This is a genomic window from Streptomyces sp. NRRL F-5650, assembly GCF_000721365.1.
Taxonomy (GTDB): domain Bacteria; phylum Actinomycetota; class Actinomycetes; order Streptomycetales; family Streptomycetaceae; genus Streptomyces; species Streptomyces ardesiacus.
The window spans coordinates 29877-52002 of record NZ_JOGV01000034.1 but is presented as its reverse complement, the minus strand read 5'-3'; the positions used below and the strand labels follow the sequence as shown (position 1 = coordinate 52002).

The following is a 22126-nucleotide window of genomic DNA, read 5'->3' as shown; positions in this document are numbered from 1 at the left end:
CCGCCGACGTGGTCCGGCTCTGCGGCCGGGCCGCGAACGGGGAGTTCGACGACGGCCGCACCCCCACCGTCGTCTCCGCGCCCCCGGCGACCGGCCCGGACGCGCCCACCGCCACCGCCCCGGCGCGCACCCCGGCCCCGGACACCGGCCTCGCGCCCCCGTCCACACCGCCGTACGCCGCCCTGCTCGGCGTCGTCGGGGTCGTCGCCCTGGTCGCCGTACTGGTCGCGGTGCTGCTGCCGTCCTCGGACGGCCCCTCGAAGAAGAAGCAGCCCTACCCCGTCGTCGCGGCGACCGACATCTTCGCCGAGGGGAGCACCGGCATCGCGTTCGGCCGGGACGGAAGGACGCTCGCCACCGGCGGCGAGGACGGCAGGATCAGGCTCTGGGACGTCACCACGCGCAAGGTGAGCGCCACGCTCACCGAGAAGGACCGGCGGGGGGCCGATGAGCGTCCTCAACGTGGCGTTCAGTGCCGACGGGAAGACGCTGGCCGCGAGGACCTACAACAACCTGGTCGGCGTCTGGGACGTGGCGGGGCGCAGGGAGATCCGCCGCATCGAGGAACACGCGTACGCCATCGCCCTCAGCCCCGACGGCAAGCGGATCGCCCTCGGCGACATCGTCGGCTCCGAACTGTGGGACGTCGACAGCCGCAGCGAGGAGGCGCGTGCCCACTTCACACAGGAGGTGCGCACGACGGACGTGGCGTTCAGCCCCGACGGGAAGGCCCTCGCCACCGTCGGCGACCCCTCCGACAGGCGCAGCTACCCGAACAACGAGCCGGCCAAGCTGTGGGACCTGACCCGGATCGACCCGGAGCCCCGCGGCCAGGGCGACCCCCGCCGCACCCTCGCCCTCGACGACGTCACCTACGCCGTCGCGTTCAGTCCCGACGGCAAGACCCTCGCCACCGGCGGACCGCACAGCGACGTCCGGCTGTGGGACGTGGCCACGGGCCGCCTCGAGGCAACCCTCGCCAACGACCGCGTCGAGGCCCGGGACCTGGCCTTCAGCCCCGACGGCCGGAGCCTCGCCGTCACCGCCGACGGCGGGGTGCTGCTGTGGAACCTGGCCGACCGCAGGCCGAGCGCCATCCTGTCCGACGACGACAGCGGCTACGGCGACGACGAGATCCAGGAGCTGGCCTTCAGCCCCGACGGTCGCCTCCTCGCCGGCACCACCCTCGGCGGCGTCGACGAGCCCGACGACGACTCCGGCGCCCCGGACGAGTACGGCCCCCCGGACAACCCCGGGGCGAACCACGGCGTACGCCTGTGGAAGGTGCCCGCGGGGGCCGCTCGTTGAGCGTGACCAGTGTGCGGCAGGCACGGAACGAGGCCCGCGGGAGGCGTGCGAAGCATCCCGTCCTGCTCGCGGTCGGCATCGGTTGCTACACGATCGCCGTGATCGCGGCGATGTTCCTCCTCGTCGGCGGAACCGGGCCCTTCGTCGAGACCGCTCTGTGGGTCGTGCACGGACTGCTGCTCCTCGCCCTGATCCGCGGGCTCGGTGCCCGGGAGTCCGGCACGTACGCGGCGCTGTTCGTCGTGGTCACCTCGGTGATGTCGGTGTACGTCTTCGACCTGGGGCGCGACGACCTGACCCTGCAGCAGCGCGGCGAAGAGGTCACGGCCACGGTGGTGAAGGAGCGGCTCGACCCGGCTGAGGGACGCAAGGCCCGCCACTCCCACTACGAGCTGCGGCGCAAGGACGGCTCCCGCGTGCCCGGGCCGGAGCTGGAGACGACGACCGACCTCTACGACGTCGGCCAGGAACTGACCGTGATCGCGGACCCGGAAGGCGCACTCCGCCCCCGGACGCCGGGGCAGGCGGACGCCACCGGTGAGCTGATCGGCGCGGGGGCGGCAGGTCTCGCCGCGCTCGGTGCGGTCGGGTGGATGGCATGGCGCGGCTCGGACGCCGCGAGCCGGCGGGAGGAACGCAAGCGCCCTGCCGGCGCGGGCACGGTGCACCGGCACGTCACCGGCGACTCCAGCACGCCGGATGAGCAGGAGCAGAAGCTGCGCGAAGTGCTGCGCACCCAACCCACCGACCGGCGCGGCTGTGTCAAGGTCCAGCCCGAGGAGTACCCCGACGTCCCCCAGCAGCGGGCCGCGCGCATCGCCTGGGAAATGGGGCTGCGCGCGGAGGCCCTGGGAAACCGGGGCTCGTGGCGGTTCGGTGAGACCGTGACCGAGGAGGTCCCGCACGACTGAACCGGGGGTGGCCGTCCGGCGCACCCCCGGTCCGCGGGGCGGCCGTCCGGCGCACCCCCGGTCCGCCCTACAGCACCGGCAGTGACTTCCGCAGTTCGAACGCGGTGACCTGGGACCGGTACTCCTCCCACTCCTGGCGCTTGTTGCGGAGGAAGAAGTCGAACACGTGCTCGCCCAGGGTCTCGGCGACCAGGTCGCTGCGTTCCATCAGGGCCAGGGCCTCGCCCAGGTTCTGGGGGAGGGGCTCGATGCCCAGGGCGCGGCGTTCCGCGTCGGACAGGGCCCAGACGTCGTCCTCGGCGCCCGGCGGGAGTTCGTAGCCCTCCTCGATGCCCTTGAGGCCGGCGGCCAGCAGGACGGCGTAGGTGAGGTACGGGTTGGCGCCGGAGTCGATGGAGCGGACCTCGACGCGGGCCGAGCCGGTCTTGCCGGGCTTGTACATCGGGACGCGGACCAGGGCCGAGCGGTTGTTGTGGCCCCAGCAGATGTACGACGGCGCCTCGCCGCCCGCGCCCGCCGTACGCTCCGTGCCGCCCCAGATGCGCTTGTAGGAGTTCACCCACTGGTTGGTGACCGCGGACGTCTCCGCCGCGTGCCGCAGCAGGCCCGCGATGAAGGAGCGGCCGACCTTCGAGAGCTGGTACTCGGCGCCGGACTCGTAGAACGCGTTGCGGTCGCCCTCGAAGAGGGACAGGTGCGAGTGCATGCCCGAGCCGGGGTACTCCGAGAACGGCTTCGGCATGAACGTGGCCTGGAGGCCCTGCTCCAGCGCCACCTGCTTCATGACCAGGCGGAACGTCATGATGTTGTCGGCCGTGGAGAGCGCGTCCGCGTAGCGCAGGTCGATCTCCTGCTGGCCCGGGGCGCCCTCGTGGTGGGAGAACTCCACCGAGATGCCCATCGACTCCAGCATCGTGATCGCCTGGCGGCGGAAGTCCATGCCGATGTTCTGCGGGGTGTGGTCGAAGTAGCCGGAGTTGTCGGCGGGGGTCGGCACCGAGCCGTCGACCGGCTTGTCCTTCAGCAGGAAGAACTCGATCTCGGGGTGCGTGTAGAAGGTGAAGCCCAGGTCGGAGGTGCGGGCCAGGGCGCGCTTGAGCACGTACCTGGGGTCCGCGAAGGACGGCGAGCCGTCCGGCATGAGGATGTCGCAGAACATGCGGGCCGTGCCGGGGGCCTCCGCGCGCCAGGGCAGGACCTGGAACGTCGACGGGTCCGGCTTGGCGATCATGTCGGACTCGTAGACCCGGGCGAAGCCCTCGATCGCGGAGCCGTCGAAACCGATGCCCTCGTCGAAGGCCTGCTCCAGCTCGGCCGGGGCCACGGCCACGGACTTGAGGAAGCCCAGTACGTCCGTGAACCACAGACGTACGAACCGGATGTCGCGCTCCTCCAGCGTCCGGATCACGAACTCCTGCTGCTTGTCCATCTTCCGCTTCCCCATCCTTGCTGGTCAGGCCGCCTGTCTCCGGTACGGCGGGAGGCGGTCGGGCACGTGAGCATCACACCACAGCGCCATTGCGTGGGCGTTGCCGACCTGTCTCACCGGCCCACCCCGTGACCGCAGCGTAGAGGCCACCTGTTCGATCGGGCCATTCCTGGGCCCCGGCCGCGACAGATCCTGTGCCCGCCCTACGAAGGACGGGCCCCGCGCCATTACGATCAGCGGACCCTCACCGCTCCTCCGTCCCGAGATTCCTTCCCAGAAGGGCAGCACCCCATGGGTTCCGCCAAGAAGAGCAGCAGCACGGCGCGCCAGGCCCGCATAGCCGAGATGCGGCGTGCCGAGGAGGCCCGCGACCGCCGGAGGAAGATCCTGGCGATCGCGCTCAGCACCGTGGTCGTCGCCGGTCTCGTCGTCGGCGGCGTCGTCCTCGTACGGTCGCAGTCGGACGACTCCGACGGCATGGAGTCCAAGGGCGACGGGACGAAGACCTCCGGCAAGTTCGTCACCGGCGCGGACGGACTGCGCACCTGGGACGGCGACCTGGGCCGCAACCACGTCACCGAGAAGGTGACCTACCCCGTCGAACCCCCCGTCGGCGGCGACCACAACCAGGTGTGGATGAACTGCAACGGCGACGTCTACACCAAGCCGCTGAACAACGAGAACGCCGTGCACTCCCTGGAGCACGGCGCCGTCTGGGTGACGTACACCGACAAGGCGCCCGAGGCCGACGTCGAGAAGCTGGCCGCCAAGGTCAAGAAGACCCCGTACTCGCTGATGAGCCCCGACGACAAGCAGAAGGACCCGATCGTGCTGTCCGCCTGGGGGCACCAGCGCACGGTGACCGGTGCCGACGACCCGAACGTGGACAAGTTCTTCGAGAAGTTCGTCCAGGGCGAGCAGACCCCCGAGCCGGGGGCCGCGTGCACCAACGGGCTGTCCCAGTGACCCCGAAACGGACCGGGTGGACCGTCGGGGCCGCGGCGGCGGTGCTCGTCGCGGCCGGCGGCATCACCTACGCGGTCGCCGGGGACGACGGCGGAAGCGAGGTGCCGGCCGCCGGCTCCGCGGACGCCGGATTCGCCCGGGACATGTCGGTCCACCACCAGCAGGCCGTGGAGATGTCGTACGTCGTCCGCGACCGCACCGACGACGAGGAGGTGCGGCGGCTCGCGTACGACATCGCGCAGACCCAGGCCAACCAGCGCGGCATGCTGATCGGCTGGCTCGACCTGTGGGCGCTGCCCAAGGTGTCGTCCGACCCGCCGATGACCTGGATGGGCATGGGCGACGCGCCCTCGGCCGGTGAGGGCTCGCTGATGCCGGGGATGGCCACCGACGCCGAGATGAAGAAGCTCGGGACGCTGAACGGCAGGCAGGCCGAGGTCTACTACCTCCAGCTCATGACCGAGCACCACAAGGGCGGCGTCCACATGGCGAAGGGGTGCGTCGAGCGGTGCACGGTCGGCGTGGAGAAGCGGCTGGCCCGGGGCATGGTGGAGTCGCAGGAGTCGGAGATCCGGCTGATGGCCGACCTGCTGGCCGAGCGGGGCGCGAAACCGCGGCCGTGAGGGCGAACCGCCCCGTGCCCGCCCCGGCCGGGCCGCGCCGCCGGTCGTCAGCCGTGCCGGAGGTCGGCCAGCACCTTGTGCAGCGGTTCGGTCACGCGGCGCCGGTACTCCTGGATCGCCCAGCCGTTGCCGTCCGGGTCCTGGAAGTACATGAAGGTCGCCCCGTCGTCGGGGGCGTACTGGACCGGCTCCGAGACCTCCAGGCCCCGCGCCGTCAGCTCCGCGTGGGCCGCCTTGATGTCGCCGACGCAGAGCGTGAGGGCCTGGTAGGAACCCGGCTGCGGCCGGGGCCCGCCCTGCGCCATGTCCCAGGGCGCGTCACCCAGGGCGATCGAGCAGCCGGAACCCGGGGGAGTGAGCTGGACGATGCGCTTCCCGGGCATGAGGTCGACGTCGACGTCGACGTGGAAGCCGACCTTGTCGCGGTAGAAGTCCCGCGCGCGGTCGACGTCGGTGACGGGAAGGGGGATGACTTCGAGCGTGAAGTCCATGCGTGACTCCTTCGGCCCCTGTGGTGCCTTTGTCCGTTGTGCCGGTCCGTTCGGGTACAACATGACCCACGGGCCCGGCCCGGACCACCGGGACCGGGAAGCGTCACTCTTCGGAGCTCACCCGCCGCTGCCCGGTTACGCTCACCTGTACGACCTTGATCCCCAGGGCACGTGGCCCGCACAGTCCGACAGGAGGCCGAGATGACGGCGCCGGGGCGCAGGAGCAGTACCTTCACGCGGCTGCTGCGGCACGGGTTCACCGACCCCTCCGCCGCCGAACGGCTCCTCGACGGCGCCGAGCTGGCCGAGCTGCGCGCCGATCCCGTCCTGCTCGACGCGCTGGGCGCCACCGCCGACCCCGACCTGGCCCTGCACGGGCTGGTACGGCTCCTGGAGGCGCAGCCCGGCCCCACCGCCCGGCGGGAGCTGCTGGACACCCTGATAGCGGCCAAGCCGCTGCGCGACCGTCTCCTCGGGGTGCTCGGCGCCAGCGAGGCGCTCGGCGACCACCTCGCCCGGCACGCCGGGGACTGGCAGGCCCTGGTGACGTTCGAGCCGCGGGACCTGCACCGCGGGGTCGAGGAGTTCGAGCGGGGGCTCGCCGAGGCCACCGACCCGGTCTCCCTGCGCGTCGCCTACCGGCGCTGCCTGCTGTCCATCGCCGCCCGCGACGTGTGCGGCACCATCGACGTCGCCGAGACCGCCGCCGAGCTGGCCGACCTCGCCACCGCCACCCTGCGCGCCGCCCTGGCCCTCGCCGAGGCGGCCGCGCCCGAGGACGCGGCGCGGTGCCGGCTCGCGGTGATCGCGATGGGCAAGTGCGGCGGCCACGAGCTGAACTACGTCTCCGACGTCGACGTGATCTTCGTCGGCGAGGCGGCGGACACCGGCCCCGACGCCGACGAGGCCAAGGCGCTGCGGTCCGCGACCGCGCTCGCCTCGCACATGATGCGGATCTGCTCCGAGACGACCGTCGAGGGCTCCATCTGGCCCGTCGACGCCAACCTGCGCCCCGAGGGGCGCAACGGCCCCCTGGTGCGCACCCTCAGCAGCCACGTCGCCTACTACCAGCGCTGGGCCAAGACCTGGGAGTTCCAGGCGCTGCTCAAGGCCCGCCCGGTGGCCGGCGACCCGGGACTCGGCGCCGAGTACGTCGCCGCGCTCCAGCCCCTGGTCTGGCAGGCCGCCGACCGCGAGAACTTCGTCCCGGACGTGCAGAAGATGCGCCGCCGGGTGGTGGAGACCATCCCCGTCGCCGAGGTCGACCGGCAGCTCAAGCTCGGCCCCGGCGGCCTCAGGGACGTCGAGTTCGCCGTGCAGCTCCTCCAGCTCGTGCACGGGCGGGCCGACACCTCCCTGCACAGCGGCACGACCCTGGACGCGCTGGAGGCCCTCGCCGCCGGCGGCTACGTCGGCCGGACCGACGCCGCCCAGCTCGAGGAGGCGTACCGCTTCCTGCGCTCCATGGAGCACCGCATCCAGCTCCACCGGCTGCGCCGCACCCACCTCGTCCCCGAGGACGAGGCCGACCTGCGCCGCCTCGGCCGCTCGCTGGGCCTGCGCACCGACCCGGTGAGCGGGCTGCTGCGCGCCTGGAAGCGGCACGCCTCCGTCGTGCGCCGGCTGCACGAGAAGCTGTTCTACCGGCCGCTGCTCGACGCCGTCGCCCAGCTCGCCCCCGGCGAGGCCCGGCTGAGCCCCGAGGCCGCCCGGGAGCGCCTGGTCGCCCTCGGGTACGCCGACCCGGCCGCCGCGCTCAGGCACCTGGAGGCGCTGGCGTCCGGCGTCACGCGCAAGGCGGCCATCCAGCGCACCCTGCTGCCCGTGCTGCTCGGCTGGTTCGCCGACTCCGCCGACCCGGACACCGGGCTGCTCAACTTCCGCAAGGTCTCCGACGCGCTCGGCACCACCCCCTGGTACCTCAGGCTGCTGCGCGACGAGGGCGCCGCCGCCGAGAACCTCGCCCGGGTCCTGTCCGCCGGGCGGCTCGCCCCCGACCTGCTGATGCGGGCCCCGGAGGCCGTCGCGCTGCTCGGCGACGGCGTCGCCGGGGGACTGCGGCCGCGCGGCCGGGCCGCCCTGGAGCAGGAGACCCTCGCCGCGGTCCGCCGCGCCGACGACGCCGTACAGGCCGTCACCGCGGTGCGCGGCGTGCGGCGCCGGGAACTGTTCCGCACGGCCGCCGCCGACATCGTCGGCTCCTACGGCACCGAGGCGCAGCCCGTCGAGGCCGACCAGGGCGCCCTGGTGGACCTGGTCGGCGGCGCGGTGTCCGACCTGACGGCGGCGACCCTGGCGGGCACGCTGCGGGCGGTGGTGCGGGACCGGTGGGGCGACGTCCTGCCGACCCGCTTCGCGGTCATCGGCATGGGCCGCTTCGGGGGACGCGAGCTGGGCTACGGCTCCGACGCGGACGTGCTCTTCGTGCACGAGCCCCGCGACGGGGTGGGCGAGCGGGAGGCGGGGGACGCCGCCAACAAGGTCGTCTCCGAGATGCGCCGCCTGCTCCAGGTGCCCAGCGCCGACCCGCCGCTGCTGATCGACGCCGACCTGCGGCCCGAGGGCAGGTCGGGGCCGCTGGTGCGGACCCTGAAGTCGTACGAGGCCTACTACCGGCGCTGGTCCCTCGGGTGGGAGTCGCACGCCCTGCTGCGGGCCGAGTTCGTCGCCGGGGACGAGGACCTGGGGCGGCGTTTCATCGAGCTGGTCGACCCCCTGCGCTACCCGGCAGGCGGGCTCACCGAGGACGCCGTGCGGGAGATCCGGCGGCTGAAGGCCCGCATGGAGTCCGAGCGGCTGCCGCGCGGCGCCGACCCCAAACTGCACGCCAAACTCGGGCCCGGCGGGCTCTCCGACGTGGAGTGGACCGTGCAGTTGCTCCAGTTGCGGCACGGGCACGAGGTCGCCGGGCTGCGCACCACCGGGACGCGCACGGCGCTGGCCGCCGCCCGGGACGCGGGGTTCGTGTCGGCCGAGCACGCCGAGATCCTCGACGAGGCGTGGGTGCTGGCGACGCGGGTGCGCAACGCGGTGATGCTGGTGCGCGGCCGGGCCGGGGACACCTTCCCGACGGACCCCCGGGAACTGGCGGCCGTCGGCCGCTACCTCGGCCACGGCTCGGGCCACGCGGGCGACATGCTCGACGAGTACCGCCGCACGGCCCGCCGGGCCCGGACGGTGGTGGAGGAGCTGTTCTACGCGTGAGGCCGCCCGGCCGCGGGCACGGCCGGCCGCGGGCACGGCGGCCCGTGGCCGCGGGCTACGCCCGCCCCGGCGACCACGCCCTTCGCCGCGCGGCGGCCGGCACGAGACGCGGCAGCGCGTACGGCAGCCTCCCGTACCACGCGACAGCCACCGCGTAGCCGAAGGCCAGGCACGCCACACCCCCCACCGCGTCCAGCCAGAAGTGGTTCGCCGTCGCCACGATCACCACCAGCGTCAGCACCGGGTACACCATCCCCAGCACCCGCACCCACGGCACCGACGCCAGCGCGAAGACCGTCAGTCCGCACCACACCGACCACCCGATGTGCATCGACGGCATCGCGGCGTACTGGTTGGACATGTTCTTCAGGTCCCCGGAGGCCATCGACCCCCAGGTCTCGTGGACCATCACCGTGTCGATGAAGTGCCCGCCGTTCATCAGCCGGGGAGGCGCGAGCGGATACAGGTAGTAGCCGGCCAGGGCCACACCGGTCGTCGCGAACAGGACCAGCCGGGTCGCCGCGTAACGGCCGGGATGGCTGCGGTAGAGCCACACCAGGACACCGAGCGTCACCACGAAGTGCAGCGTGGCGTAGTAGTAGTTCATGCCGACGATCAGCCAGGTCACCGAGTTCACGGCGTGGTTGACGCTCTCCTCGACGGCGATGCCGAGCTGCTGCTCGACGCGCCAGATCCAGTCGGCGTTGCGCAGCGCCGCCGTCCGCTGCTCCGGCACCGCGTTGCGGACCAGGGAGTACGTCCAGTAACTGAGCGCGATCAGCAGGATCTCGAACCACAGGCGTGGCCGACGCGGGGTGCGCAGCCGGCGCAGGAGTCCCTTCCCCGTCGTCCTGGTGACGGGGTGCGGAACGCCGTCCTCAAGGCGTTCCCCAGTCCTCACGGTCGCGTCACCCATAGGCATGAAGTCTGCCAGAAAAGCCTTCTGCCACCGATCATCCCCCAGGTCGGTCCGACCCGCATCCGGCCCGGACCCGCGACCCCGACAGGAGTCAGGGGCGGGGCCGCTCGCCCGGTGCGGACGCCGTCGAACCGCGTACCACCAGCTCCGGCATGAAGACGAACTCGCTGTGCGGCGCGGGGGTCCCGCCGACCTCCTCCAGCAGGGTGCGCACCGCCGCCTGCCCCATCGCCGGGACCGGCTTGCGGACCGTCGTCAGGGGCGGGTCGGTGAAGGCGATCAGCGGCGAGTCGTCGAAGCCGACGACCGAGATGTCCCTGGGCACGTCCAGGCCCTGCTGCCGCGCCGCGCGTATGGCGCCCAGCGCCATCATGTCGCTGGCGCAGACCACCGCCGTGCACTCCCGCGCGATGAGCGCGGCAGCCGCCGCCTGACCGCCCTCCAGGGTGTACAGCGAGTGCTGGACCAGTTCCTTCTCCACGGTCTCGGCGCTCAGGCCCAACTGCTCCTGGACGGTGCGCACGAACCCCTCGATCTTGCGCTGCACCGGCACGAACCGCTTCGGCCCGAGGGCCAGTCCGATCCTGGTGTGGCCGAGCGAGACGAGGTGGGTGACCGCGAGGCTCATCGCGGCCCGGTCGTCGGGGGAGATGAACGGCGCCTGCACCTGCGAGGAGAAACCGTCGACGAGGACGAACGGCACGCCCTGCGCGCGCAGTCGCTCGTAGCGCTGCATGTCGGCGGTGGTGTCGGCGTGCAGTCCGGAGACGTAGATGATGCCGGCGACCCCGCGGTCGACCAGCATCTCGGTCAGCTCGTCCTCCGTGGAGCCGCCCGGCGTCTGGGTGGCGAGGACCGGTGTGTAGCCCTGGCGGGTCAGTGCCTGGCCGATGACCTGGGCCAGCGCCGGGAATATGGGGTTCTCCAGCTCCGGGGTGATCAGGCCGACCAGGCCCTCGCTGCGCTGCCGCAGCCGCACCGGGCGCTCGTAGCCGAGCACGTCGAGGGCGGCGAGCACGGACTGGCGGGTGGTGGCGGCGACGCCCGGCTTCCCGTTCAGGACGCGGCTGACGGTCGCTTCGCTCACTCCCGCCTGGGCGGCGATGTCGGCAAGCCGTGTGGTCACAGGGGTGGACTGTACCTGTCGGCCGCCTCCTTGCACACCGATCGGGCGCCGTCGGCGGCCTGTTGGACGGCCCGTCGGACGGCCGGGCGCGGGCTGCTGCGTCATCGCGCTCCCTCGAGAAAGTGGTGGCAAGAGCTTGCAGAGTCTTGCACAACCCGCCGGATACCGCTCGGGCCCCGTAAACAAGCGTCTCATGACGGTCGCCAGGAGGTCACGCCCGGATAACTTCGGAGATCTCTTGCACATTTTTTCTGCAAGACCTTTCGCGGAGCTTTCAACGCTGTTACGTTCACGTCGCTCGGCGGCGGCAACGACGCGGCCGGCAGTGGCAGGAGCGGCGGACGGGCCCGCACCCTGCACCACACGGGCTTTTCACCCTCAAGGAGAACTCATGCGGCGTGGCATAGCGGCCACCGCGCTGGTGGCGTCCCTCGCTCTGGCGGCGACGGCGTGCGGCGGGGACGGCGACAGCGACAGCGAGTCGGGCGGACCGGTCACCATCACTTACTGGGACACCTCCAACGCGACCAACGAGGCGCCGACCTACAAGGCCCTGGTCAAGGAGTTCGAGGCGGCCAACAAGGACATCAAGGTCAACTTCGTCAACGTCCCCTTCGACCAGGCGCAGAACAAGTTCGACACCGCCGCGGGCTCCAAGGGCGCGCCCGACGTCCTGCGCTCCGAGGTCGGCTGGACGCCCGCCTTCGCCAAGAAGGGCTTCTTCCTGCCGCTGGACGGCACCGAGGCCCTCGCCGAGCAGGACAAGTTCCAGCCCAACCTGATCGAGCAGGCCAAGTACGAGGGCAAGACCTACGGCGTGCCGCTGGTCACCGACACCCTCGCCTTCGTCTACAACAAGGACCTCTTCGAGAAGGCCGGTGTCGAGGCCCCCAAGACCTGGGACGACCTGAAGAAGGCCGCCGCCACCATCAAGGACAAGACCGGCGTCGACGGCTACTGGGCCTCCACGGCCGGCTACTACGCGCAGCCGTTCCTCTACGGCGAGGGCACCGACACGGTCGACGCCGACGCCAAGAAGGTCACCGTCAACTCGCCCGAGGCCAAGAAGGCCTACGGCACCTGGCTGAGCCTCTTCGACGGCAAGGGCCTGCACAAGGCCGACACCACCGCGGACGCCTACGCCCACATCCAGGAGGCGTTCGTCAGCGGCAAGGTCGCCTCGATCATCCAGGGCCCGTGGGAGATCACCAACTTCTACAAGGGCTCGGCCTTCAAGGACAAGAACAACCTCGGCATCGCCACCGTCCCGGCCGGCTCCACCGGCAAGGCGGGCGCCCCGACCGGCGGCCACAACCTGTCGGTCTACGCCGGCTCGGACAAGGCCCACCAGGAGGCGGCGCTCAAGCTCGTGAAGTTCATGACCTCGGCGAAGTCCCAGGAGACCGTCGCCCTGAAGAACTCCACGCTGCCGACCCGCGACGACGCCTACACCGACAAGGTCAAGACCGACCCGGGCATCGCCGGCTTCCAGACGGTCCTGCCCGCCGCCCAGCCGCGCCCGGCGCTGCCCGAGTACAGCTCCCTGTGGACGCCGCTCGACGACGCGCTGCCGCAGATCGCCGGCGGCAAGAAGTCCCTGGACGACGGCCTGGGCGACGTCGAGACCGCGATCGCCAAGCTGGTGCCGGACTTCAGCAAGTGAGTCCGGGTGGCCGCCGGGCCCCCACCGGAGGGGAGGGGCCCGGCGGCCACCGGCCGTGCGCCGCACGCCCGACGTCCTGATCTTCCCCATGCTCCCGAAGGTGTCGAACCATGACAGTCGCCATCGACCGCGCGACCGGCAAGCGCCGCGGTGACCGCACCCCGCGGCCCGGCCTCGGCCGGCGTCTGAAAGACGGCTACCAGAAGCACTGGTACGCCTACGCCATGATCGCGCCGGTGGTCGTCGTGATCGGCGTCCTCGTGCTGTACCCGCTGGGTTACGGCCTCTACCTCACCCTCACCGACGCCAACAGCCTCAACAGCGCGCGCACCATCGGCGTCAACGAGATCGAGGCCACCTACAAGTTCGTCGGCCTGGACAACTACGCCGACATCCTGTGGGGCCCGACGGCCTACGACCGCTTCTGGTCGCACTTCATCTGGACCGTCGTGTGGACGGCCGTCTGCGTCGGCCTGCACTTCTTCATCGGCCTCGGGCTCGCCCTGCTGCTCAACCAGAAGCTGCGCGGCCGCACCCTCTACCGGCTGATCCTGGTCCTGCCCTGGGCCGTGCCCACCTTCGTCACCGTCTTCGGCTGGCGCTTCATGCTCGCCGACGCCGGCATCATCAACACCGCCCTGGACTGGCTGCACCTGCCGACCCCCGCCTGGCTGGAGGACACCTTCTGGCAGCGGTTCTCCGCGATCATGGTCAACACCTGGTGCGGTGTGCCGTTCATGATGGTCTCGCTCCTCGGCGGCCTGCAGTCCATCGACAACAGCCTCTACGAGGCCTCCGAGATGGACGGCGCCAACGCCTGGCAGCGCTTCCGCTACGTCACCCTGCCCGGCCTCAGGACCGTCAGCTCCACCGTCGTCCTGCTCGGCATCATCTGGACCTTCAACCAGTTCGCCGTGATCTTCCTGCTGTTCGGCAACACCGCCCCCGACGCGCAGATCCTCGTCACCTGGGCGTACCAGCTCGGCTTCGGGCAGCAGCCGCGCGACTTCGCGCAGTCCGCGGCCTACGGCATCCTGCTGCTGGCCATCCTGATCGTCTTCACCTCCTTCTACCGCCGCTGGCTGAACCGCAATGAGCAGCAGCTCGCGAACTGAGGCAGGAGCCGCCATGAGTACAAGCACCGCACCCGCCGAGGCGCCCGCCGAGCGAGTCACCGCGCCCACCGCGCCGCCGCGCAAGCTGCGCCGCCGCGGCGAACGCAGCCGCGCGGCCTCCCTCGCCTCCCACGGCATCCTGACCGTCGCGAGCCTGGTGGCCCTCTTCCCGGTCGCCTGGCTGGTCTACCTGTCCCTCGGCCCGGACAAGGACGACTACCTGCACCCCGGACGCATCTGGTCGAAGATGACCTTCGACAACTACGCGTTCGTGCTCCAGGACACCAACTTCTTCGACTGGCTGAAGAGTTCGCTGATCGTCTCGCTGGGCACCACCGTCATCGGCGTGATGGTCGCCGCGACGACCGGCTACGCGGTCTCGCGGATGCGCTTCCCGGGCTACAAGAAGCTCATGTGGGTCCTGCTGGTCACCCAGATGTTCCCCATCGCGGTCCTGATCGTGCCGATGTACCAGATCCTGTCGAAGCTCCAGCTCATCGACAACTACTTCGGCCTGGTCCTCGTCTACTGCTCCACCGCCGTGCCGTACTGCGCCTGGCTGCTCAAGGGCTACTTCGACACCATCCCCTTCGAGATCGACGAGGCCGGACGCGTGGACGGGCTGACCCCGTTCGGCACCTTCTTCCGGCTGATCCTGCCGCTGGCCCGGCCGGGTCTGGCGGTGGCCGGCTTCTACAGCTTCATCACGGCCTTCGGAGAGGTCGCCTTCGCCTCGACGTTCATGCTGAGCGACACGAAGTACACCTTCGCCGTCGGCCTGCAGAGCTTCGTCAGCGAGCACGACGCGCAGCGCAACCTGATGGCGGCCACCGCCGTGCTCGTCGCGATACCCGTGTCCGCGTTCTTCTACCTCGTGCAGAAGAACCTCGTGACCGGCCTCACCGCGGGCGGCACGAAGGGCTGATCACCGCCCTGCCCGGAAAACGTCCGGCCGCGGTGCCCATCCGACCCCGCTGCACCGCGGCCGGCCGCCTCCCCCCCCGCCCACGCCTCCACTCCGTTCCGCTACGTACCAAGGACGACATGAGCCAGCAGCACTCCGCCGCACCGGCCCCCACCTCCGCCGTCGCCACCGTCGCAGGGCGCCACGACTGGTGGCGGGACGCGGTCATCTACCAGGTGTACCCGCGCAGTTTCGCCGACAGCAACGGCGACGGCATGGGCGACCTGGAAGGTGTCCGCACCCGCCTGCCCTACCTGCGCGACCTGGGCGTGGACGCCGTGTGGCTCAGCCCCTTCTACGCCTCCCCGCAGGCCGACGCCGGCTACGACGTCGCCGACTACCGGGCCGTCGACCCCATGTTCGGCACCCTCCTGGACGCCGACGCGCTGATCCGCGACGCCCACGCGCTGGGCCTGCGCATCATCGTCGACCTGGTGCCCAACCACTCCTCCGACCAGTACGAGTGGTTCAGGCGCGCGCTGGCCGAGGGCCCCGGCTCCCCGGCGCGGGACCGCTACCACTTCCGCCCCGGCAAGGGGAAGAACGGCGAACTGCCGCCCAACGACTGGGAGTCCATCTTCGGCGGCCCCGCCTGGACCCGGGTCACCGAGCCCGACGGCACACCGGGGGAGTGGTACCTGCACCTGTTCGCCCCCGAGCAGCCCGACTTCAACTGGGAGCACCCGGCCGTCGGCGACGAGTTCCGCTCCATCCTGCGGTTCTGGCTGGACATGGGCGTGGACGGCTTCCGCATCGACGTCGCCCACGGCCTGGTGAAGGCGGAGGGCCTGCCCGACCTCGGTTCCCACGAACAGCTCAAGCTGCTGGGCAACGATGTCATGCCGTTCTTCGACCAGGACGGCGTGCACGAGATCTACCGGCAGTGGCGCCGCATCCTCGACGAGTACTCCGGCGAGCGGATCTTCGTCGCCGAGGCGTGGACCCCGACCGTCGAGCGCACCGCCCACTACGTGCGCCCCGACGAGCTGCACCAGGCGTTCAACTTCCAGTACCTGGGCACCCACTGGGACGCCGAGGAACTGCGCGCGGTCATCGACCGGACGCTCGACGCCATGCGCCCCGTCGGCGCCCCCGCCACCTGGGTCCTGTCCAACCACGACGTCACCCGGCACTCCACCCGCTTCGCCAACCCGGCCGGCCTGGGCACCCAGATCCGCCTGGCCGGCGACCGCGCACTGGGCCTGCGCCGGGCCCGCGCCGCGACCCTGCTGATGCTGGCCCTGCCCGGCTCGGCCTACGTCTACCAGGGCGAGGAGCTGGGCCTGCCGGACGTCGTCGACCTGCCCGACGAGGTGCGCCAGGACCCCGCGTACTTCCGCGGCGCCGGCCAGGACGGCTTCCGCGACGGCTGCCGGGTGCCGATCCCGTGGACGCGCGAGGGCTCCTCGTACGGCTTCGGCGACGGCGGGAGCTGGCTGCCGCAGCCGGCCGGCTGGGGCGAGCTGAGCGTCGAGGCGCAGACCGGAGCGCCCGGCTCGACCCTGGAGCTGTACCGCGAGGCCCTGGCCGTCCGCCGCGCCACCGCCGACCTCGGCGCGGGCGACACGGTGGAGTGGCTGCGCGCCCCAGAGGGCGTCCTCGCCTTCCGGCGCGGGGACTTCGTGTGCGTCGCCAACACCACCGGCGAGTCCGTGGTGGTGCCCGCGCACGGCCGGGTGCTGCTGGCCAGCGGCGAGGTCACCGAGACGGCCGGCGAGGCCAAGGTCCCGGCGGACACCACGGTGTGGTGGACCCGCGCCTGACCCGCCGTCACGCGAGCGCCGAAGGGCCCGCCACTTCCCCACCGGGGGAGCGGCGGGCCCTTCGCGCGTCCGCCGGTCCAGGGCGGCGCGGGCAAGTCCGGTGAAAATCCTTTCCGTTACTTTCGCAAGTCTTGCCGCAAGACTTGCGGCAGCGCTACGGTCACGCCCGGGGTCGGACCCGAACGAGCCGTACTCGCAAGGAGCTCACACCTGTGATACCGAGATGGCCGGTGCCTTCCGCGCGCCGTACCGCACGAGGGGGACGGGTCGCGGCCGTCACCGCGACCGCGCTCGCCGCCACCCTGCTGACCCCGCTCGCCGCACGGGCCGACGCCCCGCCCGCGCCCCCGTCCGACGCGACACTGGCGAAGACCGCCGCACGTCACGACCTGACCCGTGAGCAGTTCTACTTCGTCCTGCCGGACCGATTCGCCAACGGGGACGCCGGGAACGACCGCGGCGGCCTGACCGGCACCCGGCTCACCACCGGCTACGACCCCACCGACAAGGGCTTCTACCAGGGCGGCGACCTCAAGGGCCTGACCCAGAAGCTCGACTACATCAAGGGGCTGGGCACCACCGCCCTCTGGTTGGCGCCCCTCTTCAAGAACCAGCCTGTCCAGGGCACCGGCAAGGACGCCTCGGCCGGCTACCACGGCTACTGGATCACCGACTTCACCCAGGTCGACCCGCACTTCGGCACCAACCAGGACCTGAAGAACCTCATCTCCAAGGCCCACGCCAAGGGCATGAAGGTCTTCTTCGACGTCATCACCAACCACACCGCCGACGTCGTCGACTACGAGGAGAAGTCCTACGACTACCTCTCCAAGGGCGCCTTCCCGTACCTGACCAAGGACGGGCAGCCCTTCGACGACGCCGACTACGCGGACGGCTCCCGCCGCTTCCCCCGCGTGGACACCGGCTCCTTCCCGCGCACCCCCGTGGTGCCCGCCGCCAAGAAGAACCTCAAGGTCCCGTCCTGGCTCAACGACCCGGCGATGTACCACAACCGCGGCGACTCCACGTGGGCCGGCGAATCCGCCACCTACGGCGACTTCAACGGCCTCGACGACCTGTGGACCGAACGTCCCGAGGTCGTCGACGGCATGGAGAAGATCTACCAGCGGTGGGTCAAGGACTTCGCCGTCGACGGCTTCCGGATCGACACCGTGAAGCACGTCAACATGGAGTTCTGGACCCAGTGGGCGACCGCGCTGGACGCCTACGCCGCCAAGAAGGGCCGCGACGACTTCTTCATGTTCGGCGAGGTCTACTCCGCCGACACCTCCGTCACCGCGCCCTACGTCACCGAGGGCCGCCTGGACGCCACCCTCGACTTCCCCTTCCAGGACGCGGCCCGCGCCTACGCCTCCCAGGGCGGCAGCGCGCGGAAGCTCGCCTCGGTCTTCGGCGACGACTGGAAGTACACGACCGACAAGGCCAACGCCTACGAGCAGGTCACCTTCCTCGGCAACCACGACATGGGCCGCATCGGCACCTTCCTCAAGCAGGACGCCCCCGAGGCCACCGACGCCGAACTGCTCCAGAAGGACCGGCTCGCCAACGAGCTGATGTTCCTCAGCCGCGGCAACCCGGTGATCTACTACGGCGACGAGCAGGGCTTCACCGGCGCCGGCGGCGACAAGGACGCCCGCCAGCCGATGTTCGCCTCCCGCACCGCCGACTACCTCGACGACGACCAGCTCGGCACCGACCGCACCCACGCCGAGGCCGCCTACGACACGAGCGCGCCGCTGTACCGGCAGATCAGCGTCCTCGCCAAGCTGCGCAAGGACAACCCCGCCCTCGCCGACGGCGTCCAGACCGAGCGCCACGCGGCCGACGGCCCCGGCGTCTACGCCTTCTCCCGCACCGACGCCAGGACCGGCACCGAGTACGTCGTCGCCTTCAACAACGCCGGCACCGAGAAGAGCGCCACCTTCTCAACCGGCTCGGCCGGCATGACCTTCCGCGGCCTCTACGGCACCGACGCCACCGTCAGGTCGGGCGCCGACACCAAGGTCGACGTCACCGTCCCGGCCCGGTCGGCCGTCGTCCTCAAGGCCGCGGGCAGGCTCGCCGCGCCCGCCGCCAAGCCGAGGGTCACCCTGCGCGCGCCGGACCCCGGCGCCACCGGCACCGTCGAGCTGAGCGCCGACGTCGCGGGCGGGCAGCTCAACCGCGTCGTCTTCGCCGCCCAGACCGGGAACGGGAAGTGGCGCACCCTCGGCACCGCCGACCACGCGCCCTACAAGGTCACCCACACCGTCGACGCGGACACCCCGGCCGGCACCGCCCTGCGCTACAAGGCGGTCGTCGTCGACTCGGCCGGCCGCACCGCGAGCGCCACGGCCGCCTCCACCACCGGCACCCCGCCCGCCGAGGAGGTGCCCACCGCCGCCTCCCGGGACTACGCGGTCGTGCACTACCAGCGCGAGGACGGGAACTACGACGACTGGGGCCTGTACGCCTGGGGCGACCTCGCCGACGGCGAGGCGACCACCTGGCCCGAAACCCACCCCTTCACCGGCCGCGACGCCTACGGCGCCTTCGCCTACGTCAGGCTCAAGCCCGGCGCCTCGGACGTGGGTTTCCTCGTCGTGGACAAGGACGGCAACAAGGACGTCGCCGCCGACCGCACCATCGACGTCACCGAGACCGGCGAGGTATGGATCCGGCAGGGCGCGGAGAAGGTCGCCACCGAGCGGCCCGAGTACCCGGCCCAGGACACCACCAAGGCCGTACTGCACTACCACCGGGCCGACGGCGACTACGACGGCTGGGGCCTGCACGTCTGGGGCGACGCCGCGAACCCGACCGACTGGGCGAAGCCGCTCCGGCCGGTCAGGACCGACTCCTACGGCGCGGTCTTCGAGGTGCCCCTCACCGAGGGCGCGAGCAGCCTGAGTTACATCGTCCACAAGGGCGACGAGAAGGACCTGCCCACCGACCAGGCCCTGGACCTCAAGGCCGACGGCCACGAGGTGTGGCTGCTGGGCGGACAGGAGCAGTACCTCCTGCCGCAGTCCGCGGGATCGGCCGCCGCCGTCGACCTCACCACCTCCAAGGCCGTCTGGATCGACCGGAACACCGTCGCCTGGAACGGCTCCGAGGGCGCCGCCTCCACCCAGCTCATCGCCTCCCGCACCGGCTCCGTCGCCGCCGGGGGCGGCCGGCTCACCGGCGACGACCAGCGGTGGCTCCGGCTGGCGAAGACCTCCCTCACCGCCGCCCAGAAGGCGAAGTTCCCGCACCTGGAGGAGTACACCGCCTGGTCCGTCGACCTGCGCGACCGCGACCGGGTCCGCGAGGCCCTGCGCGGCCAGGTCGTCGCCGCCCAGCACACCGCCACCGGCGCCCTGCTCGCCGCGACGGGCGTGCAGACGGCGGGCGTCCTGGACGACCTGTACGCGGCCCGGGCGGCCGAGGCCGACCTCGGCCCGGTCTTCCGGCACGGCAGGCCCTCCCTCTCCGTGTGGGCGCCGACCGCGCAGAGCGTGTCCCTGGAGATCGGCGACCGCACCGTGCCGATGCGCCGCGACGACGCCTCCGGCGTCTGGTCCGTCACCGGCCCGAAGTCCTGGAAGGGCAAGCCCTACCGGTACGCCGTGAAGGTCTGGGCCCCCACCGCGGGCGAGGTCGTCACCAACAAGGTCACCGACCCGTACTCCCTCGCCCTGACCACCGACTCCGAGCGCAGCCTCGTCGTCGACCTGGGCGACCGGTCCCTGGCCCCGCGCGGCTGGGAGGGCTACGACAAGCCGAAGGCGGTGCCGCTCAGGGACGCCCAGATCCAGGAGCTGCACATCCGCGACTTCTCCGTCGCCGACCCGACGGCCGACGCGGACCACCGGGGCACCTACCTCGCCTTCACCGACAGGAACAGCGACGGCTCGAAGCACCTGCGGGAGCTGGCCGAGGCCGGCACCTCCTACGTGCACCTGCTGCCCGCCTTCGACATCGCGACCATCCCCGAGAAGAAGTCCGGGCAGACGGCGCCCGACTGCGACCTCGCCGCCCTCCCCGCCGACTCCGACCGGCAGCAGGAGTGCGTGACGAAGGCCGCCGCCAACGACGCCTTCAACTGGGGCTACGACCCGTACCACTACACGGTCCCCGAGGGCTCCTACGCCACCGACCCGGACGGCACCGGGCGCACCGTCGAGTTCCGCAGGATGGTCAAGGCCCTCAACGACGACGGCCTGCGCGTCGTCATGGACGTCGTCTACAACCACACGGCCGCGAGCGGACAGGCCAAGACCAGCGTCCTCGACCGGATCGTGCCCGGCTACTACCAGCGGCTGCTCGCCGACGGCTCGGTCGCGAACAGCACCTGCTGCTCCAACACCGCCACCGAGAACGCCATGATGGGCAAGCTCGTCGTCGACTCGGTCGTCACCTGGGCCAAGGAGTACAAGGTCGACGGCTTCCGCTTCGACCTCATGGGCCACCACCCCAAGGCCAACATCCTCGCGGTCAGGAAGGCGCTGGACGAGCTGACCCTCAAGAAGGACGGCGTCGACGGCAAGAAGATCATCCTGTACGGCGAGGGCTGGAACTTCGGCGAGGTCGCCGACGACGCCCGCTTCGTCCAGGCCACCCAGAAGAACATGGCCGGCACCGGCATCGCCACCTTCTCCGACCGGGCCCGCGACGCCGTGCGCGGCGGCGGCCCCTTCGACGAGGACCCCGGCGTACAGGGCTTCGCCTCCGGCCTCTACACCGACCCGAACTCCTCGACGGCCAACGGCACCGAGGCCGAGCAGAAGGCCCGCCTGCTGCACTACCAGGACCTGATCAAGGTCGGGCTGACCGGCAGCCTCGCCGACTACTCCTTCACCGACACCCGCGGCAAGGAGGTCAAGGGCTCCGAGGTCGACTACAACGGCGCCCCCGCCGGATACGCGGCGGCACCGGGCGACGCCCTCGCCTACGCCGACGCGCACGACAACGAGTCCCTCTTCGACGCGCTCGCCTTCAAACTGCCGAAGGACACGTCCGCCGACGACCGGGCCCGCATGCAGGTCCTCGCCTTGGCGACCGCCGCCCTCTCGCAGGGCCCGGCGCTCTCGCAGGCGGGCACCGACCTGCTGCGCTCCAAGTCGCTGGACCGCAACTCCTACGACAGCGGCGACTGGTTCAACGCCCTGCACTGGAACTGCGCCGACGGCAACGGCTTCGGCCGGGGGCTCCCGCCGGCCGCCGACAACCAGGACAAGTGGCCCTACGCCAAGCCCCTGCTGACCACGGTGCAGGTGGGCTGCCCGCAGATCACCGGCGCCTCGGCGGCGTACCGGGACCTGCTGAGGATCCGCGGCGGGGAGAAGGACTTCTCCCTCGCCACGGCCGGGCAGGTGCAGTCCCGGCTCTCCTTCCCGCTCTCCGGCGAGGAGGAGACGCCCGGCGTGATCACCATGCGCCTCGGTGACCTGGTGGTCGTCTTCAACGCCACGCCCCAGCGGCAGGAGCAGCGCGTCGACGCGGCGGCCGGCACCGGCTACCGGCTGCACCCGGTGCAGGCGGCGGGCGCGGACGCGGTCGTGAAGGAGTCGGCGTACGCGGCGAAGACCGGCACGTTCACCGTGCCGGCCCGCACCGTCGCCGTCTTCCAGCGGACCGGCTGACGGCAGGGGGTCTGCGG

General features: G+C 71.6%; 15 protein-coding genes. 10 read left to right on the top strand and 5 right to left on the bottom strand.

The window, feature by feature from the left end; translation table 11 throughout:
• Positions 1-274: 274 nt before the first annotated feature.
• Positions 275-397, bottom strand: a complete 123-nt coding sequence (locus IG88_RS44985) for a hypothetical protein (protein ID WP_267884669.1) — start codon at positions 395-397, stop codon at positions 275-277.
• A 50-nt stretch (positions 398-447) separates the two neighbouring features.
• Between IG88_RS44985 and IG88_RS44490 the strand changes: the two genes are divergently transcribed.
• Entirely contained in the window at positions 448-1308 is an 861-nt protein-coding gene (locus IG88_RS44490) for a WD40 repeat domain-containing protein (RefSeq protein ID WP_234332312.1), read from the top strand.
• A 2-nt stretch (positions 1309-1310) separates the two neighbouring features.
• Positions 1311-2219: a hypothetical protein gene (locus IG88_RS41665; protein WP_078861622.1), complete on the top strand. Its 909-nt coding sequence runs from the start codon at positions 1311-1313 to the stop codon at positions 2217-2219.
• Between the two features lie 67 nt (positions 2220-2286).
• Here IG88_RS41665 and glnA read toward each other — a convergent pair whose 3' ends face one another.
• Positions 2287-3648, bottom strand: coding sequence for a type I glutamate--ammonia ligase (gene glnA, locus IG88_RS0126545; RefSeq protein WP_031046192.1), 1362 nt, complete (start codon positions 3646-3648; stop codon positions 2287-2289).
• Positions 3649-3939: 291 nt separating this feature from the next.
• On the opposite strand from glnA, the gene IG88_RS0126540 reads away from it, so the two are divergent.
• Both IG88_RS0126540 and IG88_RS0126535 read left to right on the top strand, forming a co-directional pair.
• Complete coding sequence (locus tag IG88_RS0126540) at positions 3940-4614, top strand: DUF3105 domain-containing protein (RefSeq protein WP_031046190.1); 675 nt, start codon at positions 3940-3942, stop codon at positions 4612-4614.
• Positions 4611-5237 carry a DUF305 domain-containing protein gene (locus IG88_RS0126535; protein WP_031046188.1) on the top strand — a complete coding sequence of 209 codons (627 nt, stop codon included), beginning with the start codon at positions 4611-4613 and terminating at the stop codon, positions 5235-5237. Before IG88_RS0126540 ends, IG88_RS0126535 begins: the two co-directional genes overlap by 4 nt.
• 47 nt (positions 5238-5284) lie before the next feature.
• On the opposite strand, the gene IG88_RS0126530 is transcribed toward IG88_RS0126535, so the two are convergent.
• On the bottom strand, positions 5285-5728 hold the full coding sequence (locus IG88_RS0126530; RefSeq protein ID WP_031046185.1) for a VOC family protein: 444 nt from the start codon (positions 5726-5728) through the stop codon (positions 5285-5287).
• Positions 5729-5929: 201 nt separating this feature from the next.
• On the opposite strand from IG88_RS0126530, the gene IG88_RS0126525 reads away from it, so the two are divergent.
• Positions 5930-8932, top strand: a complete 3003-nt coding sequence (locus IG88_RS0126525) for a bifunctional [glutamine synthetase] adenylyltransferase/[glutamine synthetase]-adenylyl-L-tyrosine phosphorylase (protein WP_031046181.1) — start codon at positions 5930-5932, stop codon at positions 8930-8932.
• A 55-nt stretch (positions 8933-8987) separates the two neighbouring features.
• Here the strand turns inward: IG88_RS0126525 and IG88_RS0126520 are convergent, their stop codons facing one another.
• Together IG88_RS0126520 and IG88_RS0126515 are read right to left on the bottom strand one after the other, a co-directional pair.
• Positions 8988-9848: a phosphatase PAP2 family protein gene (locus IG88_RS0126520; protein ID WP_037836745.1), complete on the bottom strand. Its 861-nt coding sequence runs from the start codon at positions 9846-9848 to the stop codon at positions 8988-8990.
• A gap of 94 nt (positions 9849-9942) precedes the next feature.
• On the bottom strand, positions 9943-10977 hold the full coding sequence (locus tag IG88_RS0126515; protein ID WP_031046175.1) for a LacI family DNA-binding transcriptional regulator: 1035 nt from the start codon (positions 10975-10977) through the stop codon (positions 9943-9945).
• 391 nt (positions 10978-11368) lie between these two features.
• Between IG88_RS0126515 and IG88_RS0126510 the strand changes: the two genes are divergently transcribed.
• The 5 genes from IG88_RS0126510 (at position 11369) to pulA (ending at position 22109) form a co-directional block, all read left to right on the top strand.
• On the top strand, positions 11369-12640 hold the full coding sequence (locus IG88_RS0126510) for an extracellular solute-binding protein (RefSeq protein ID WP_031046173.1): 1272 nt from the start codon (positions 11369-11371) through the stop codon (positions 12638-12640).
• A gap of 110 nt (positions 12641-12750) precedes the next feature.
• The gene (locus tag IG88_RS0126505; RefSeq protein ID WP_031046171.1) at positions 12751-13755 is read left to right on the top strand and encodes a carbohydrate ABC transporter permease; all 1005 of its coding nucleotides are present in this window, start codon (positions 12751-12753) and stop codon (positions 13753-13755) included.
• Between the two features lie 13 nt (positions 13756-13768).
• Complete coding sequence (locus IG88_RS0126500) at positions 13769-14680, top strand: sugar ABC transporter permease (RefSeq protein WP_031046169.1); 912 nt, start codon at positions 13769-13771, stop codon at positions 14678-14680.
• Between the two features lie 119 nt (positions 14681-14799).
• Complete coding sequence (locus IG88_RS0126495) at positions 14800-16482, top strand: glycoside hydrolase family 13 protein (protein ID WP_031046164.1); 1683 nt, start codon at positions 14800-14802, stop codon at positions 16480-16482.
• Between the two features lie 212 nt (positions 16483-16694).
• A complete protein-coding gene (gene pulA, locus IG88_RS0126490; RefSeq protein WP_031046161.1) occupies positions 16695-22109 on the top strand; it encodes a pullulanase-type alpha-1,6-glucosidase in 5415 nt (1804 codons plus the stop codon).
• The last annotated feature ends 17 nt before the right edge of the window (positions 22110-22126 follow it).